The organism is Streptosporangium sp. NPDC048047, from assembly GCF_040653115.1.
GTDB lineage: Bacteria > Actinomycetota > Actinomycetes > Streptosporangiales > Streptosporangiaceae > Streptosporangium.
Genome location: NZ_JBEZNH010000053.1, coordinates 36,123 through 52,125, shown reverse-complemented (window position 1 = coordinate 52,125; position 16,003 = coordinate 36,123). Strand labels below are relative to the sequence as shown.

Genomic DNA, 16,003 nt, shown 5'->3' with positions numbered 1-16,003 from the left:
TCCATCACAAGGACGACACGCTACACACCAGAGATCACAAAGTGATGCTGGAGTACTAGGGCGGGTGAGGCATGTCACAGACGTAGGTGGGCAAGGAAGCCGGTGACCGCTTTCCTCCGTGCGGGGGGTACCTGCCACATGACGCGAATCGCCGCCGTGCGCGGCGCGCTGCCACCGAACCGCTACTCCCAGGCCGAGATCACCGACGCCGTCGCGCGGATGTGCGGGCTCGAAGGCACCGGCCGGCGGCTGCTGGACCGGCTGCACGGAAGCGCCCGGGTCCGCTCACGGCACCTGGCCCTCCCCCTCGACGGGTACGCCAAGCTCGACGGGTTCGGCGCGGCCAACGACGTGTTCGTCGAGACCGCCGTGGATCTGGGCGCCGAGGCCGTCGGCGCGGCGCTGGACGCGGCGGGGCTCGAACCCCGCGACGTCGACATGATCATGTTCACCTCGGTGACCGGTGTCGCCGCCCCCTCGGTGGACGCCCGGCTGGCCGGCCGCCTGGGGCTGCGCCCCGACGTCAAGCGGGTGCCCGTGTTCGGGCTCGGCTGCGTGGCGGGGGCCGCCGGGATCGCCCGGGTGCACGACTACCTGCGCGGCTGGCCCGACCACGTGGCCGTGCTGCTGTCGGTGGAGCTGTGCTCGCTGACCCTGCAGCGCGACGACGCGTCTCCGGCCAACATGGTCGCCGGCGCGCTGTTCGGCGACGGCGCGGCGGCGGTGGTGGCCTGCGGCGACGGGCGGGCCGCCGGAGACGGCGCGGCGGCGGGAGACGGCGCCGGGGGCGGTCGGGGGGCGGCCCCGGCGGGCCGCGGAGCGGACGGCGAGATGGACGGCGGGGCGGGCCCGCGGGTGGTGGCGACCCGCAGCCACCTGTATCCCGACTCGGGGCACGTGATGGGCTGGGACGTCCGCGACAGCGGCTTCAAGGTGCTGCTCGACCCGGGCGTGCCCGACGTGGTGCGCGCCTACCTCGCCGACGACGTGCACGGCTTCCTGGCCGACCACGGCCTCACCGCCTCCGACGTGACGGCGTGGGTGTGCCACCCCGGGGGCCCGAAGGTGCTGGAGGCCGTCTCCGAGGCGCTGGAGCTGCCCGCCGGCGCGCTGGACGTCACCTGGCGTTCGCTGGCCGAGGTGGGCAACCTGTCGTCGTCCTCGGTGCTGCACGTGCTGCGTGACACCATCGCCCTGCGGCCACCGCCGGGCACCCCGGGGCTGCTCATCGCGATGGGCCCCGGCTTCTGCTCGGAACTCGTCCTTCTGCGCTGGTAGGGACCGATGACCTGGGATCTCTCGATGTGGTACCTGCTGCTCGTCCTGCTCGTCGGAGTCGAACGGCTCGCCGAGCTGGTGGTCGCCCGCCGCAACGCCCGCTGGAGCCTGGAGCGGGGCGGGGTGGTGTACGGGCAGGGTCACTACCCGTGGATGGTCGCCCTGCACACCGGGCTGCTCGCCGGGTGCCTGCTGGAGGCCGGGCTGGCGGACCGGCCGTTCGTCCCGGCGCTGGGCTGGCCGATGCTGGCCGTGGTGGTCGCCGCCCAGGCGCTGCGCTGGTGGTGCATCGCGGCGCTGGGCCCGCGCTGGAACACCCAGGTGATCGTGGTGCCGGGCCTGCCGCTGGTGGAGCGGGGCCCGTACCGGCTGTCGTGGCTGCGCCACCCCAACTACGTGGCGGTGGCGGCCGAGGGCGCGGCGCTGCCGCTGGTGCACGGCGCCTGGGTCACCGCGGCCGTCTTCACCGTGCTCAACGCCGCGCTGATGGTGGTGCGGATCCGGTGTGAGGACGCCGCCCTGGCCACGGCGGCTCCGCCGGTGCCCGGGCGGGCCCCGGCGTGATCGACGTGCTGGTCGCCGGCGGCGGGCCGGCCGGCCTGGCCACCGCGATCCACGCGACGCTGGCGGGCATGGAGGCGGTCGTGGTCGAGCCCCGCATCGCGCCCGTGGACAAGGCGTGCGGCGAGGGGCTGATGCCGAGCGGCGTCGCCGCGCTGGGGGCGCTGGGCGTGCGGCCGCCGGGCCGGGCGCTGCGCGGCATCAGCTATCTCGACGGGCGGCACCGGGCGCAGGCGGCGTTCCGCGACGGACCCGGGCTGGGGGCGCGGCGCACGGAGCTGCACGCCGCGCTGTCGGCGCGCGCCGCCGAGCTGGGGGTGAAGGTCCTGCCCGGCAGGGTGGAGGAGGTCCGGCAGGACGGCGAGGGGGTCGCGGCCGCCGGGCTGCGCGCCCGCTGGCTGGTGGCCGCCGACGGCCTGCACTCCCCCGTGCGGGCCATGCTGGGGCTGGGCCTGCCCGATCCCCGGCCGCGCCGGTACGGCCTGCGGCGGCACTACCGCGTCACCCCCTGGAGCGACTTCGTGGAGGTCCACTGGGCCGCCGACGGCGAGGCGTACGTGACGCCGGTGGGCGACGAACTCGTCGGGGTGGCCGTGCTGAGCTCGCGGCGGCGCGGGTACGCCGAGCACCTGGCGGACTTCCCCGCGCTGCTGGAGCGGCTGGACGGCCGGGCCGTGACCCCGGTGCGCGGCGCCGGTCCGCTGCGTCAGCGGGTCCGGGCCCGCGTCGCCGGCCGGGTGCTGCTCGTCGGCGACGCCGCCGGGTACGTCGACGCGCTGACCGGCGAGGGAGTTTCCCTGGCGCTGGCGTCGGCGCGGGTGCTGGTGGACTGCCTGCGGGCCGGCGTCCCGCAGGCCTACGAGGGCGCCTGGCTGCGGCTGTCGCGGCGGCACCGGCTGCTCACCGGGGCGCTGGTGTCGGCCCGCCGGCACCGGGCGGTGCCGCGGCTGGTGGTCCCGGCGGCGCAGCGGCTGCCGGCCCTGTTCGGCGCGGTCGTGCACGCCCTGGCCTGAGCCGGCGCCGCGTCCGGCGCGGACGGCCGTACCCGTGCCCGGACCGGTGCCGCGCCCGGCGCGGCGGGCCGTACCCGTGCCCGCCGCGGAGCCCGGCGCGCGCCCGTGCCCCGCGGGGGTTCCGGGAGTCACCGGCCGCCGGTCGGGTGGATGACGCTCAGCCGGGAGGCGTGTCCGGACGTCCCGGCGTACCGGATCCGCCAGTCGCCGCCTCCCCCGCGGGCTGCTCCCGGCACCCGGCGGGTGAAGCGTCCCTGCCGGTCGGTGACGGCCGTGGCCGCCGTCGCCCAGCCCTCCCGCCCGTCCTCGCGGTGCAGGATCTCGACGGGCTGGCCGGGGAACGGGGCGTAGTCGAGGTAGCCCTGCGGATCGACCCGGTTCAGCACGCCCGTGACCCTCACGTCCCGGCCCTCCCGGGCCGCCTCGATCGAGCTGAACCGGGTGGCGCGCTTCACTTCGAAGCGGGCGTATCCGGTGGCCGAGGCGCCGCCGGCGCCCCTGGCGGTGGCGATGACCATCCAGGGCCCGGTGGGGTACCAGCGGTTGAGCTGCTTGTCGGGCAGGAACCGCCACGTCTCCCATCCGCCGCCGGTCCTCCGTACGGCGGGCGCCCGGGAGGCGGCGGGACGCGAGAAGACGGCGTGGGCCGGGATCGGCGTCCCCCACTGCTGGAGGGTGGGCGGCAGGGGTTCGGGCCGGAGCACCGGGCCGCCGGCGGGCGGGGTTCCGGGCTCGACCCGGACGGCCACCGCGTCCGGCCCGGCGGCCCCGCGGGCGACCACGTCGATCACCAGGCGCAGGGAGCCGGTCGGGCCGACCACGGGGGTGCCGGGGCGCAGTGTCACGGAACGGATCACCGGCTCCTCCGCGGCGGTGGCGGGCCCCGCCTGCGCGGACAGGGCGGCCCCCGACGCCAGGAGCGGCAGAAGGAGTCTCATTGCCATGCCCAGGACGTTAGGAAACGCCCGGTAACGACCGGGCAGGCGACACACGCCCGGTTGGCAAAACGACGGCTCCCGGCGGAGATCGCGACGCTCCGGCCGGTGGCGGGTGCCGTCCCCGCCGCGCCCGCCGTGCCCGCCGCGCCCGCCGTGCCCGTCAGTCGCGGTACAGCTCGTCGATGACCTCGGCGTACTTGGCGTGCACGACCCGGCGCTTGAGCTTGAGGCTGGGGGTCAGCTCCTCGGTCTCGGCGGTCCACTCGGCCGGCAGCAGCCGCCAGCGCTTGACCTGCTGGACGCGGGCCAGGCGCTCGTTGGCGGCGGCGACGGCGGCCCCGACCTCCGCCAGGACCTCGGGATGCCCGGCCAGGCCGGCGAGGTCGGTGGGGGGGATGCCACGGCTGTGCGCCCAGCCGGGGGCGACCTCGCCGTCGAGGGTGAGGATCGCCACCGGGTACGGCCTGCCGTCGCCGTAGGCGAGGGCCTGGCCGATCAGGGGGTGCTCCTTGAGGTGGTTCTCGATGTTGGCCGGGGAGATGTTCTCGCCGCCGGCGGTGATGATGAGCTCCTTCTTGCGGTCCACGATGCGGACGAAGCCGTCGTCGTCGATCGTGCCGATGTCGCCGGTGTGCAGCCAGCCGTCCTCGTCGATGAGCTCGGCGGTCGCCTCGGGGCGGTTCAGGTAGCCGCGGGTGTTGGCGGGGCTGCGGGTGAGGATCTCCCCGTCCTCGGCGATGCGGACCTCCACGCCCGGCCCGGCCTGGCCGACCGTGCCGAGTTTGTAGCGGTCCGGGGCGTTGGCGGTGAAGGCGCCCGTCGTCTCGGTCATGCCGTACACGTCCAGCACGCACATGCCGAGGCCGGCGAAGAAGCGCTGGACCTCCAGCGGCATCGGCGCGGCGGCGCTGCCCAGCCAGGCGGCGCCGCCGAGGCCGATCATGGAGCGGATCACCGACAGCAGCCCGGCGTCGGCCCGCTCGTAGGCGGCCCGCACCTCGGGCGAGGGCTTGCCGCCGTACTGCCCGGCCTCCAGGTAGGCGAGCCCGGCGGCCATGGCCTCGCGCACGTCGCGCTGCCGCTCCTCCGGCTGGGAGACCAGCAGCGCCTGCAGGCGGGCCATCATCTTCTCCCACACGCGCGGCACGCCGAAGAACAGCACCGGCGACACCTGGCCGAGGACCGTGCCGAGACGGGTCATGTCGGTGCAGAAGTGGGTGTGGGAGATCTTCAGCAGCGGCAGGTAGAGGCTGAGGACCCGCTCGGCGATGTGCGCGTAGGTGAGGTAGGAGATCTGCGTGCCCCGCTGCGGCAGGTCGGCCATCCGGGTGGTCGCCGCCACCTCGAACAGCACGTTGGCGTGGGTCAGCGGCACGCCCTTGGGGTTCCCGGTGGTCCCGGAGGTGTAGAGCACGGTCAGGACGTCGTCCGGCCGGGCCGCCTCGCAGCGGGTCTCGACGGCGCCCGGGTCGGCGGCGAGCCGCTCGCGGCCCAGGGCCAGGAAGTCGTCCCAGGAGAGGAACCTCCTCCCCGCCGGGGCGTCCTGGAGCACGATGACCTTCTCCAGGGCGGGGAGGCGGTCCAGCACCGGCTCCCACCGGGCCAGTTCCTCGGGGCCGCCCAGCACCGCGATCCTGGCGCCGACGTCGTCGGCGACGAAGGCGACCTGCTCGGGGGTGAAGGTCGCGTAGACCGAGCAGGAGACGCCCCCCGCGTGCACCGTGCCCAGGTCGGCCAGGACGTGCTCGCTGCGGTTGACCATCATCAGCGCGACCGCCTCACCGGGCCGCAGTCCCAGGGCGGCGAGGCCGGCGGCGATCTCCAGGACGCGGCGGCGGGCGTCGCCGTAGGTGAGGGTGACCCAGCCGTCGCCGTCCGGGTCGGAGTAGGCGGGGGCGTCGGGATGGTGCTCGGCCGCCTCCCGCAGCAGGTCGCAGACCGTACGGCCGCCGATCTCCCGCTCGATCTCCGCGCGCTCTTCGAGGACACCCGCCATGACGCCTCCGCACCGTGTTCGCAACGTGTTCGCGACGTGTTCGCCCGCCCGGTTGGGATGCATCGCACCACACGCCACGGACCTGGGACAAGGCCCAAAAGCGAGAAGCACCCCGGCCCGGGGCGGACGGCGCCGCCAGCCCCGCCCACGGAGGCGGAAACCGCTATGACCTGCGCGAACGCCTCGAAACAGGCACCCCCCGCCGGGTCGGGCCACCCCCCTCCGCTACGTAGGGTGGAGTGTCATCACGCGACGAGGCCGGGGGGCTCACATGTCCGCGGAGACCCGCACCGAGGAGAAGACCTTCTTCGGGCATCCACGTGGCCTGGCCACGCTGTTCGGCACCGAGATGTGGGAACGCTTCAGCTGGTACGGCCTGCGCGCCATCCTGGCCACCTTCATGGCCGCCTCCCCCGTCGCCGGGGGCCTGGGGCTGTCGCAGCAGACCGCCACGGCGCTCGTCGGCGTCTACGGCGCGCTGATCTACCTCGTGGCGCTGCCCGGGGGCTGGATCGCCGACCGGATCCTGGGGGCCCGCCGGGCGGTGCTGTGGGGCGGCTTCATCATCATGTGCGGCCACATCAGCATGGCGATCCCGGTGAGCGGGGGCGTGTTCGTCGCCCTGGGCCTGCTGCTCATCATCACCGGCACCGGGCTGCTGAAGCCGAACATCTCCGCGATGGTCGGCAAGCTGTACCCGGAGGACGACGACGCGCGGCGGGACGCCGGCTTCTCGATCTTCTACCTCGGCATCAACATCGGCGCCTTCGCCGCGCCGCTCATCGTGGGCTGGCTGGCCTCCGGCGACCGCTGGCACCTGGGCTTCAGCGCGGCGGCCGTCGGCATGGCGCTGGGGCTCGCGCAGTACGCGGCGGGCCGCCGCCACCTGCGGGGCGCGGGCGACGCGCCCGGCCACCGGCTGACCCCGCGCGAGCGGCGGCGCTTCACCGCCGTGGCCGGGGGCGCCGTCGCCGCGGCGGCCGGCGCGCTGGCGCTCTGGGCGGTCTCCGGCACGTTCAGCCTGGGCGCGTTCTCACTGGTGGTGACCCTGCTCATCATCGCCGTGCCGGTGGGCTACTTCGCCTACATCCTGCTCGGCAGCCACAACCTGACCGAGGACGAGCGCTCGGGGATGAAGGCGTACGTCTGGCTGTTCACCGCCGCGGCGATCTTCTGGATGCTCTACGACCTCGCCCCGACCGTGCTGCTGTTCTTCGCCCAGGACCGCACCGACCTGTCGCTGTTCGGCGTCAGGATCACCGCGGCGACCACCCAGGCGTTCAACCCGCTGTTCATCGCGCTCCTCGTCCCCGTCTTCGCGGCGCTCTGGGTCAGGCTGGGCAACCGGGTGACCACCCCGCACAAGTTCGCCATCGCCCTGTTCATGAACGGGCTGAGCTTCGTGGTCATGGCGCTGGCCGCCAAGCTGGCCGAGCAGGGCAGGATCTCGGTGTGGTGGCTGGTGCTGGTCTACCTCGTGCAGGTCTTCGGCGAGCTGGCGCTGAGCCCGATCGGCCTGTCGATCACCAGCAGGCTGGCCCCCGCGGCGTTCAAAGGCCAGATGCTGGGGGTGTGGTTCATCGCCATCGCGGTGGGCGACGCGGTGGGCGGGCAGACCGCGCGGCTGCGCGACTACGTGTCGGAGCCCATGTACTTCCTCACGCTGGCGCTGATCGCGCTCGCCGCCGGGGCGCTGATGTTCGTGTTCGTCCCCCGGCTCAACCGGCTGATGCGGGAGCATCACGGGGAGGGGGCGGCGGCCGGGTCGCCGTCCGCCTGAAACGGTGACCACATATATCCGGTCATGGGATGATTAGACGGTGATTCACGCCCTCGATCTCATCGGGATCTTCGTCTTCGCGCTCTCCGGGGCGCTGGTCGGCGTCCGGCGGCGGCTGGACGTGGTCGGCATGACCGTGCTGGCGGAGATGACCGCCCTCGGCGGCGGGATCCTGCGCGACCTGATCCTCAACGTGCGGCCCGCGGCCTTCTCCAGCACCGGCTACGTGGTCGTGCCGGCCGTGGCCGCGGCGATCGTGTTCTTCTGGCATCCCCAGGTGGAGCGGGTCATGCCCGCGGTGGACGTGCTCGACGCGGCGGGGCTGGGCCTGTTCTGCGCGGTCGGCACCGAGAAGGCGATGAACTACGGCCTCAGCCCGCTGCACGGCGCCCTGCTCGGCGTCACCACCGCGGTCGGCGGCGGCATCCTGCGCGACGTGCTGGCCGGGCAGATCCCCCTCCTGCTGTACGACCGCCAGCTGTACGCGGTGCCGGCCATGCTCGGCTCCGCGGTCATGGCCGCGCTCTACACCCTCGACCTGCACGGCTGGCCGGCCACGCTGGCCGCGGCGGTGCTGGCCTTCGGGCTGCGCATCGCCGCCATGAAGCTGCGGCTGCGCGCGCCGCTGGCCCGGGGCGTGGCCTCCGACCAGGGCCCCTGATCCCGCGCCCGATCCGGTTCGGGGCGGCTCAGAGGACCGGGGTGAGCGGCTCGGCGGGGCGGGCGCCGTACGGGCCCCTGACCCTGGCCTCGGCGATGCGCGCCATCGCCTCGGTGAGGACCGCGGGCGGCTGGGTGAACGGCAGGCGCAGCCGGCCCTCCAGCGCGCCGTCCATCCCGAACCAGGGGCCCGGAGCGAGCCGCACGCCGTGGCAGGCCGCCGCGTCGGCGAGCGCGACGGCCGACGGGCCGGGCAGCCGCGCCCACAGCGCGCCGCCGCCTGCGGGCACGGTGAAGGTCAGGTCGGGCAGGTGCTCGGCCAGCGCGGCGACCAGGGCCGCGCGGGAGGCGCCGAGGGTACGGCGGCGGTCGGCCCTGGCCTCCTCGATCCGGCCGAACAGCTCGGTCACCACGAGCTGCTCGAACACCGGGCTGGCGATGTCCACGGCGGCGCGCAGCACGGCCAGGCGCCGCACCATGGCGGCGGTCGCGCGGACCCACCCGATCCGCAGGCCGCCCCACCACAGCTTGGACGCCGACCCGATGCTGATCACCCGCCCGTCGGTGTCGAAGGCGGCCAGCGGGGCCGTACGGGGCACCTCGTCGATGGCCAGCTCGGCCCAGGTCTCGTCCACGATGAGGACGGTGTCGTGCCTCCTGGCCGCGCCGACCAGGCCGGCCCGGACGGTGTCGTCCATCAGGTGGCCGGTCGGGTTCTGGAAGTCGGGGATCACGTAGGCCAGGCGGGCGGCCGACTGGCGCAGCGCGGAGGTGAGCAGGTCGAGGTGCCAGCCGTCGTCGGGGACGCCGACCGGGACGATCCGCGCGCCGCGCGCCCTGGCGGCGTCGATCGCGTGCGGGTAGATCGGCGACTCCAGCAGCAACGGGTCACCCGGTGCCAGCAGCATCGTCATCACCAGGTGGATCGCCTGCTGGGCGCCGGTGGTGACGAGGATCTGCTCGGGCCGGGTGGCCAGCCCCCGGTGGGTGTAGCGGGCCGCGACCGCCTCGCGCAGCGGGGTGATCCCGGGGGGCTCGTAGCCCGTGCCGAGCGTGCGGCACGGGTAGCGCTCGGCGGCGGCCGCGACGGCCTCGTGCAGCAGCGGGGTGGCCGGCGGCGCGGCGGCGTGCAGCGGCAGCAGGCCGTCGTCCCCGGAGGCGATCCAGGGGTTGTCGGCGCCCATCTCGGAGGGGCGCGGCAGCGCCGTCCAGCTTCCCGCGCCCTGCCTGCTGTCCAGATAGCCCTGCTCGCGCAGGCGGTCGTAGGCCGCGGTCACGGTGGTGCGGCTGACGCCCAGCTCCTGGGCGAGGTGGCGCTCGGCCGGGAGGCGGACCCGCACGGGGAGCCGCCCGTCGAGGATCAGCGACCGCACCGTCTCGGCCAGCGCCCGGTAGTACGGCCGGACGCCGGGGTCGAGCGCCACCAGACGGGCCAGCTGCGGGCCGCTCAGATACCGGTTCACACATGCCACTGTAAGGCCATTTATCGGTGATTGGCCCTTTTGCCGTGGATCAGTGGCCTTGAAGAATGAAGGCCATTATGAGTGAAGCATCCATCTCATCCCTGGGCTCCCTGCCGAACCGCCTCCTGCGTCTGTACGCGGGGCTCGCGCTGTACGGCGCCGGCATCGCCCTGCAGATCGAGTCGAGCCTCGGCGGAAGCCCTTGGGACGTCTTCCACCAGGGCCTGGCCGTCCACATGGGCCTCTCGGTCGGCATGTGGATCATCATCGTGGGCGCCGCGGTCATGCTGCTGTGGATCCCGCTGCGGCAGAAGCCCGGGATCGGCACCATCAGCAACGTCATCCTCGTCGGCGTGTTCGCCGACGCGGTCATGTGGCTGGTCCCCTCGCCCGGCCCGCTGGCCGCACGCTGGGCCTGCCTGCTGGCCGGAGTCATCGTCACCGCCGCGGCGACCGGCCTGTACATCGGCGCCGGCCTCGGCCCCGGCCCGCGCGACGGGCTGATGACCGGCCTGAACCGGCTCGGCCTGAGCATCCGGGTGGCCCGCACCCTCGTCGAGATCACGGTGCTGGCCGCGGGCTGGCTGCTCGGCGGCGTCGTGGGCGTCGGCACCGTGGTGTTCGCCCTGGCCATCGGGCCCCTGACGCAGTTCTTCATGCCGTTCATGCGGCCGCGCGGCTGATCCGCCGCGGCCGGGGTTCAACCTGCTCTCGAATAAGTGTCCATGAGTGTCCTTCGGGTGCCATGAGTGACGTATGATCTCGCGTATGAATCTGACGGAATGGGCGCGCGCACAGGGGATCGCCCCGCGTACCGCGTACCGCTGGTTCCGTGAGGGCATGCTGCCGGTCCCTGCGGAACGCGTGGGACCGCGCACGATCCTGGTGAACATCGACGCGAACACCTCCCCACCGGTGACCGGTGGCGTGGGCCTGTATGCCCGAGTCTCGTCCCACGATCACAAGGCCGACCTGGACCGGCAGACGGCACGTCTGTCGGCGTGGGCCACGAAGGCCGGGCACAGGATCGTGCGCATCGAATCCGAGATCGCCTCGGGCGTGAACGGCCGCCGCTCGAAGGCCGAGCGCCTGCTGGCCGACCCGAAGGTGACCACCGTGGTGGTCGAGCACAAGGACCGCCTCGGCCGGATGAACGTCGAGTTGATCGAAGCCGCCTTGTCCGCCACGGGTCGTCGCCTGGTCGTGCTGGATGACGGCGAGGTCGACGACGATCTGGTGCGGGACATGGCAGAGGTGCTGACGTCGTTGTGCGAGCGCCTGTACGGTCGCCGGTCGGCGAAGAGGCGGGCCCGTAAAGCGCTGGAAGCGGCGGCTGCCGATGAGTGAGCGCAAGCGGTTGCGTGCCATCGACGTGCCATCGACGCGCCGTTCGTCGCGCCCGGCCCGGCCGGTGTGGCGATACGCGACCGTCTCAAGCATCTGACGCCCGAGGACGACACGGTGTTGCGGCTGGTCGGCGAGCATCTCGGCCGCTTGGCGTCGCTGGATCTCAAGGCCCGCCGCATCGATGGCGCAGATCACAGCTCGGGCACCTGGGCGGCCCGCAAGCAGGGCCTGACGGCCGAATCGTCGTCCCGCTGGGCGGGCAGCATCACCAAGGCCACCCACGATCAGTGGGCGCTTTCCCGGCGCTGCCGGCTCGCTCACATCCAGGTCCTGGAGGCCGGTGTCCGCATCCTGATGCACCGCCTGTCCCGGCCGATCGGGGAAAAGGGCACCAAGCAGGCGCCCGGCGGATACCGCTCCAAGGGCGGACCGTTGCCCTGGAGACGGCCCGCGCCGCCGGCATGGTCGGGGTGGACACCAACGCCGATCACTTCGCCGCCTACCGCCTTGATGCGCACGGCAACCCCATCGGCGACCCGAAACGCTTCTGCTACGACCTGTCCGGCGCCGCAGAGCACCGTGACGCCCAGGTGCGGCACGCCATCAGCCGGTTGCTGCACTGGGCCAAGCGATGCGGTGTCACGGCGATCGGTATCGAGAACCTGGCCTTCGCCGCCGAGAAGACCCGCGAGAAGCATGGCCGCAAGAAGCGATTCCGGCAGATCATCTCTGGAATCCCGACCGGCAGGCTCAAGGCCCGGCTGGTCTCGATGGCTGCCGAGCGGGACCTCGCCATCGTCGCAGTGGATCCGGCGTATACCTCGATGTGGCGCGATGAGCACTGGCGCAAGCCCCTCACCAGCGGCAAACGAAAGATGTCCCGACACGATGCCGCCGGCATCGCGATCGGGCGACGCGCCCTCGGACACCCGATCCGGCGACGCGCGGCACCGCCCCGCGACGACCAGAGTGATCGTCGCGGGCATCGGACCGCCCAGGCCCGACCGGGTGACCGAGAGCGTGAGGGAACCCGCCCACTCGTCACGGAACCTGCACACGATGCACGTCGCCGGACGAGGACTCAGCGAACGCGGGAGACCAGCGCATCCAACACCGTTCGGGATGCGCGCAGTTCCGGAAGCCGGCACCAGATGCCGCTCCTGGACACTGCCTAGGAACGGTAGCGTCGGAGCCATGCGGATCGAGGACTACGCGCTCATCGGCGACATGCAGTCGGCCGCCCTGGTCGGGCGGGACGGCTCCATCGACTGGCTCTGTCTGCCACGTTTCGACTCCCCGGCGTGCTTCGCGGCGCTGCTCGGCGACAAGTACAACGGGCAGTGGTGGCTGGGCCCGTCCGGCCCCGGGCGGCCGCCCGCCACCCGGCGGCGTTACCGGGGCGAGACGCTGGTCCTGGAGAGCGAGTGGGACACCCCCACCGGCACGGTCCGGGTGATCGACTTCATGCCCGCCAGGCACGCCAACCCCGACCTGGTCAGGATCGTGGAGGGCGTGTCGGGGACCGTCGAGATGTCCACCGAGGTCCGCGTCCGCTTCGACTACGGCCGCATCGTGCCCTGGGTGCGCCGCACCGACGGACTGCTGCACGCCGTCGGCGGCCCCGACTCGATCTGGCTGCACTCCCCCGTCCCGCTGCACGGCGGCGACTACGCCCACCGCGCGAAGTTCTCCGTCTCGGCGGGCGAGCGGGTGCCGTTCGTGTTCACCTGGCACCCCTCCCACCAGCCCCGGCCCGTGGAGATCGATCCGCTCGAGCAGCTCACCGAGACGGAGGGGCTGTGGGAGGAGTGGGTCGAGCAGTGCGCCTACCAGGGGCCCTGGCGCGAGGCCGTGGTCCGCTCCCTCATCACGCTCAAGGCCCTCACCTACGAGCCCACCGGCGGAATCGTCGCCGCCCCCACCACCTCCCTGCCCGAGGACATCGGCGGCGTCCGCAACTGGGACTACCGCTTCTGCTGGCTGCGCGACGCCACCATGACGCTGGACGCGCTCATCGGCGCCGGCTATCTCGGCGAGGCCCGCGCCTGGCGCGCCTGGCTGCTGCGGGCCATCGCCGGCCGCGCCCAGGACCTGCAGATCATGTACAGCGTCTCCGGGGAGCGGCGGCTGACCGAGCTGGAGCTCGACTGGCTGCCGGGCTACGAGGGCTCCCGTCCGGTCCGGATCGGCAACGGCGCGGTCACCCAGCTCCAGCTCGACGTCTACGGGGAGGTGATGAACTCCCTGCACCTGTCGCGCACCTCGGGCATGGAGCCCGACGACCGGGCCTGGACCATCCAGCTGGAGCTGATGGACTACGTGGAGGCCCACTGGGACGAGCCCGACGAGGGCCTGTGGGAGGTCCGCGGCCCGCGGCGGCACTTCACCCACTCCAAGGTCATGTGCTGGGTCGCGGTCGACCGGGCCATCAGGCAGGCGGAGGACTTCGGCCGGCCGGGGCCGGTGGAGCGGTGGAAGGCGCTGCGCGAGCAGATCCACTCCGAGGTCTGCGACAAGGCGTTCGACGCGGCCCGCAACACCTTCACCCAGTCGTACGGCTCGCGCGAGCTGGACGCCGCACTGCTGATGATCCCGATGGTCGGGTTCCTGCCGCCGGGCGACCCGCGGGTCGTCGGCACGGTCGAGGCGATCCAGCGGGAGCTGATGACCGACGGTTTCGTGATGCGCTACCCGGTGTCGGAGGACGGCAACCTCGACGGCCTGCCCGGCGGCGAGGGCGCGTTCCTGGCGTGCAGTTTCTGGCTGGCCGAGGCGCTGGCGATGATCGGCCGCAGGGACGAGGCCGTGGAGCTGTTCGAGCGCCTGCTGGCGCTGCGCAACGACGTGGGCCTGCTCGCCGAGGAGTACGACCCCCGTCACGGCCGTCAGGTGGGGAACTTCCCGCAGGCGTTCAGCCACGTGCCGCTGATCCACGCCGCCCGCGCGCTCGCCGGGGACGACTGACCGGTGCGGGTCAGCGCTCGGGGGTGTCGGCGTCGGGCCGGACGGCCAGGGCGGCGATGACGCGGGCGAACTCCGGCGGCGGGGCCACCACCAGGCGGACCTGCCCGTCCTGGGCGACCAGGTCGGCCCGGACCAGGGCGAGCCCGCCGCCGTGCCACCAGTAGACGTGCGGGCTGAGGGCGCCGGCGCGCCGCTCGAACTCCCGCTGGGCGAACAGCCTCAGCCGCTCGATCGCGCGGACCACGCCGAGGCCCTCGACCGGGTGGACGACCACGGTGGCCGGCCCGGTCAGCGCGACCAGCGCGCCGTCGGCCGGGAGCGGCAGGTGCTCGTCCAGGCGGCGCAGGCAGGAGGCGGCGCCCGCGCCGTCCAGGTTCAGGACCGCGACGCCGCCGAGGTCGGCCTCGTTCACCGCGGGCCGTCCGCCGCGGACGTCGGCCGCGGCCAGCTCCAGCGCCTGGGCCGCGGTGACCGGCCAGCAGCCGGCCTCCTCCGGGCGGACCGGCCGCTCGGCCGCGCCGTGCCCGATGGTCAGCACCTCCACCAGGTCGGCGGCCAGGTGGCGGCCGACCACGAGGCCGTCGTCCAGGCCGTCGTCGAAGCGGACGCGGGTGCCCAGCAGCGGGCCGGCCTGGGCCAGGTCGCAGGCGTCGAACGGCTCGTCCGCCGTGGCCAGCACGTGGGAGAGGTGCCCGGACACCAGCACCGGCCAGTCCTCCCGCGACCGGCGGCGCGCCTCGGCGCGCAGGCCCGCCAGCCGTACCTCGATCGTGCGGGGGCCCGACAGGGTCAGCGTGGCGCCGCCGGGTTCGAAGGAGCAGCCGTAGCCGAGGGTGTCAGCGACGAGGGCGAGCAGGGAGTCGAGATCGACCTCCTCGACCGGGCGGGCCGGCCCAGGCGGGGCCGATCTCGCCGCGTTCACCGTTTTCGCCGAGTCCACCGGGTTCGCCGAGGGCGCAACCCGCCGATCACGGTGCCGCCGGAACAGCCTCACGCACTTTTCCCCTCTCCCGTCCCCCTAGGTCTGCACCCAGGGTGCCTTCCCGGGATCGGTGAGTGAGCCCGTCAGAGAGCACGATTCTGCATCAATAGCACCAAGTGCCCCCAACTGCACACTGAACTGTGGTGTCCCATGGCCCACGGGAAGCCCGGCGACCACCGGCGCCCCGAGCGGCGCGAGCCGCTCGACGAGCGTCGGGTAGGGGTCGCCGCAGCCCACCCAGGATCCCAGGGCGAACCCGGCCGCGCCGTCCAGGGAGCCCGAACGCAGGAGCTGGGTGAGCATCCGGTCGACGCGGTAGGGCTCCTCGGCGATGTCCTCCAGCAGGACGATCCGGTCCCGGGCCCGCATCTGGTGCGGCGTGCCGCACAAAGCGGCCAGCAGGCTGAGGTTACCGCCCGTCACCGGTGCGACGGCCCGTCCGGGGACGATGACCCGGTCTCCGGTGATCGGCCCGGGCTCGCCGAACAGCGCGGCGGCGAGGTGTTCCAGGGTTCGGGGCTCGGAGCCGGCGGGGCCGCTGAGCACGTCGCAGGCGGCCATCGGGCCGAACAGCGAGGCCACGCCCAGCTCGACGGAGAACGCCTGGTGCAGCGCGGTGACGTCGCTGGAGCCGACGAGGGTCTTGGGCCCGGCGGCCCGCATGGCCTCCCAGTCGAGCAGGTGCAGGATCCGCGAGGCCCCGTAGCCGCCCCGGCCGCAGAACACCGCGGCGACCGCCGGGTCGCACCAGGCCCGCTGCAGGTCGGCGGCCCGGCCGGCGTCGGAGCCGGCGAGATAGCGGTCGCGGTCGAGGACGTGCTCGCCCATGACGACCTTCAGCCCCAGCTCCTCCAGCACGCCCGCGCCGCGCCGCAGCTGCGCCGGGTCGGGCGGGCCGCACGGGCAGACCACCGCGACGGTGTCGCCGGGGCGCAGCCGGGGCGGGACGACGGCGGGCCGGACGGCCGCGCCGTCCGTGAGGGATGGTGTGGGCAGGGCCGGTTCGTTCACGCTGGAAACG

The 16,003-nt window shown here is 73.7% G+C and carries 14 protein-coding genes; 9 read left to right on the top strand and 5 right to left on the bottom strand.

Annotation, left to right across the window (positions count from 1 at the left end; translation table 11 throughout):
* Window positions 1-138: 138 nt before the first annotated feature.
* The 3 genes from AB0D67_RS31570 to AB0D67_RS31560 are packed head-to-tail and all read left to right on the top strand — an operon-like array spanning window position 139 to window position 2,852.
* Window positions 139-1,278 (top strand): 3-oxoacyl-[acyl-carrier-protein] synthase III C-terminal domain-containing protein, encoded by a 1,140-nt coding sequence (locus AB0D67_RS31570; RefSeq protein WP_362944138.1) that lies wholly within the window; start codon window positions 139-141, stop codon window positions 1,276-1,278.
* 6 nt (window positions 1,279-1,284) lie between these two features.
* The gene (locus tag AB0D67_RS31565; RefSeq protein WP_362944136.1) at window positions 1,285-1,842 is read left to right on the top strand and encodes an isoprenylcysteine carboxyl methyltransferase family protein; all 558 of its coding nucleotides are present in this window, start codon (window positions 1,285-1,287) and stop codon (window positions 1,840-1,842) included.
* On the top strand, window positions 1,839-2,852 hold the full coding sequence (locus tag AB0D67_RS31560) for an NAD(P)/FAD-dependent oxidoreductase (RefSeq protein WP_362944134.1): 1,014 nt from the start codon (window positions 1,839-1,841) through the stop codon (window positions 2,850-2,852). The genes AB0D67_RS31565 and AB0D67_RS31560 overlap by 4 nt, the downstream gene beginning before the upstream one ends.
* 128 nt (window positions 2,853-2,980) lie before the next feature.
* Here AB0D67_RS31560 and AB0D67_RS31555 read toward each other — a convergent pair whose 3' ends face one another.
* Both AB0D67_RS31555 and AB0D67_RS31550 read right to left on the bottom strand, forming a co-directional pair.
* The gene (locus AB0D67_RS31555) at window positions 2,981-3,796 is read right to left on the bottom strand and encodes a hypothetical protein (protein WP_362944132.1); all 816 of its coding nucleotides are present in this window, start codon (window positions 3,794-3,796) and stop codon (window positions 2,981-2,983) included.
* A 154-nt stretch (window positions 3,797-3,950) separates the two neighbouring features.
* On the bottom strand, window positions 3,951-5,786 hold the full coding sequence (locus AB0D67_RS31550; RefSeq protein WP_362944130.1) for an AMP-dependent synthetase/ligase: 1,836 nt from the start codon (window positions 5,784-5,786) through the stop codon (window positions 3,951-3,953).
* Between the two features lie 271 nt (window positions 5,787-6,057).
* Here AB0D67_RS31550 and AB0D67_RS31545 point away from each other — a divergent pair, with 271 nt between their 5' ends.
* Together AB0D67_RS31545 and AB0D67_RS31540 are read left to right on the top strand one after the other, a co-directional pair.
* Window positions 6,058-7,566 carry an oligopeptide:H+ symporter gene (locus AB0D67_RS31545; RefSeq protein ID WP_362944128.1) on the top strand — a complete coding sequence of 503 codons (1,509 nt, stop codon included), beginning with the start codon at window positions 6,058-6,060 and terminating at the stop codon, window positions 7,564-7,566.
* Between the two features lie 40 nt (window positions 7,567-7,606).
* A complete protein-coding gene (locus AB0D67_RS31540; protein WP_362944126.1) occupies window positions 7,607-8,227 on the top strand; it encodes a trimeric intracellular cation channel family protein in 621 nt (206 codons plus the stop codon).
* A 28-nt stretch (window positions 8,228-8,255) separates the two neighbouring features.
* Here AB0D67_RS31540 and AB0D67_RS31535 read toward each other — a convergent pair whose 3' ends face one another.
* Window positions 8,256-9,689 (bottom strand): PLP-dependent aminotransferase family protein, encoded by a 1,434-nt coding sequence (locus tag AB0D67_RS31535; RefSeq protein ID WP_362944124.1) that lies wholly within the window; start codon window positions 9,687-9,689, stop codon window positions 8,256-8,258.
* Between the two features lie 77 nt (window positions 9,690-9,766).
* On the opposite strand from AB0D67_RS31535, the gene AB0D67_RS31530 reads away from it, so the two are divergent.
* The 4 genes from AB0D67_RS31530 to AB0D67_RS31515 all read left to right on the top strand — a co-directional run bounded on the left by AB0D67_RS31530 (window position 9,767) and on the right by AB0D67_RS31515 (window position 14,000).
* On the top strand, window positions 9,767-10,372 hold the full coding sequence (locus AB0D67_RS31530; protein ID WP_362944121.1) for a hypothetical protein: 606 nt from the start codon (window positions 9,767-9,769) through the stop codon (window positions 10,370-10,372).
* An 85-nt stretch (window positions 10,373-10,457) separates the two neighbouring features.
* Window positions 10,458-11,036, top strand: coding sequence for an IS607 family transposase (locus tag AB0D67_RS31525; protein ID WP_362944119.1), 579 nt, complete (start codon window positions 10,458-10,460; stop codon window positions 11,034-11,036).
* Between the two features lie 470 nt (window positions 11,037-11,506).
* Complete coding sequence (locus AB0D67_RS31520; protein WP_362944117.1) at window positions 11,507-12,211, top strand: hypothetical protein; 705 nt, start codon at window positions 11,507-11,509, stop codon at window positions 12,209-12,211.
* Window positions 12,212-12,230: 19 nt separating this feature from the next.
* Complete coding sequence (locus tag AB0D67_RS31515) at window positions 12,231-14,000, top strand: glycoside hydrolase family 15 protein (protein ID WP_362944116.1); 1,770 nt, start codon at window positions 12,231-12,233, stop codon at window positions 13,998-14,000.
* A gap of 10 nt (window positions 14,001-14,010) precedes the next feature.
* Here AB0D67_RS31515 and AB0D67_RS31510 read toward each other — a convergent pair whose 3' ends face one another.
* Window positions 14,011-14,922: a hypothetical protein gene (locus tag AB0D67_RS31510; protein WP_362944114.1), complete on the bottom strand. Its 912-nt coding sequence runs from the start codon at window positions 14,920-14,922 to the stop codon at window positions 14,011-14,013.
* A gap of 96 nt (window positions 14,923-15,018) precedes the next feature.
* A complete protein-coding gene (locus AB0D67_RS31505; protein ID WP_362944112.1) occupies window positions 15,019-15,993 on the bottom strand; it encodes an LD-carboxypeptidase in 975 nt (324 codons plus the stop codon).
* Between the last annotated feature and the right edge of the window lie 10 nt (window positions 15,994-16,003).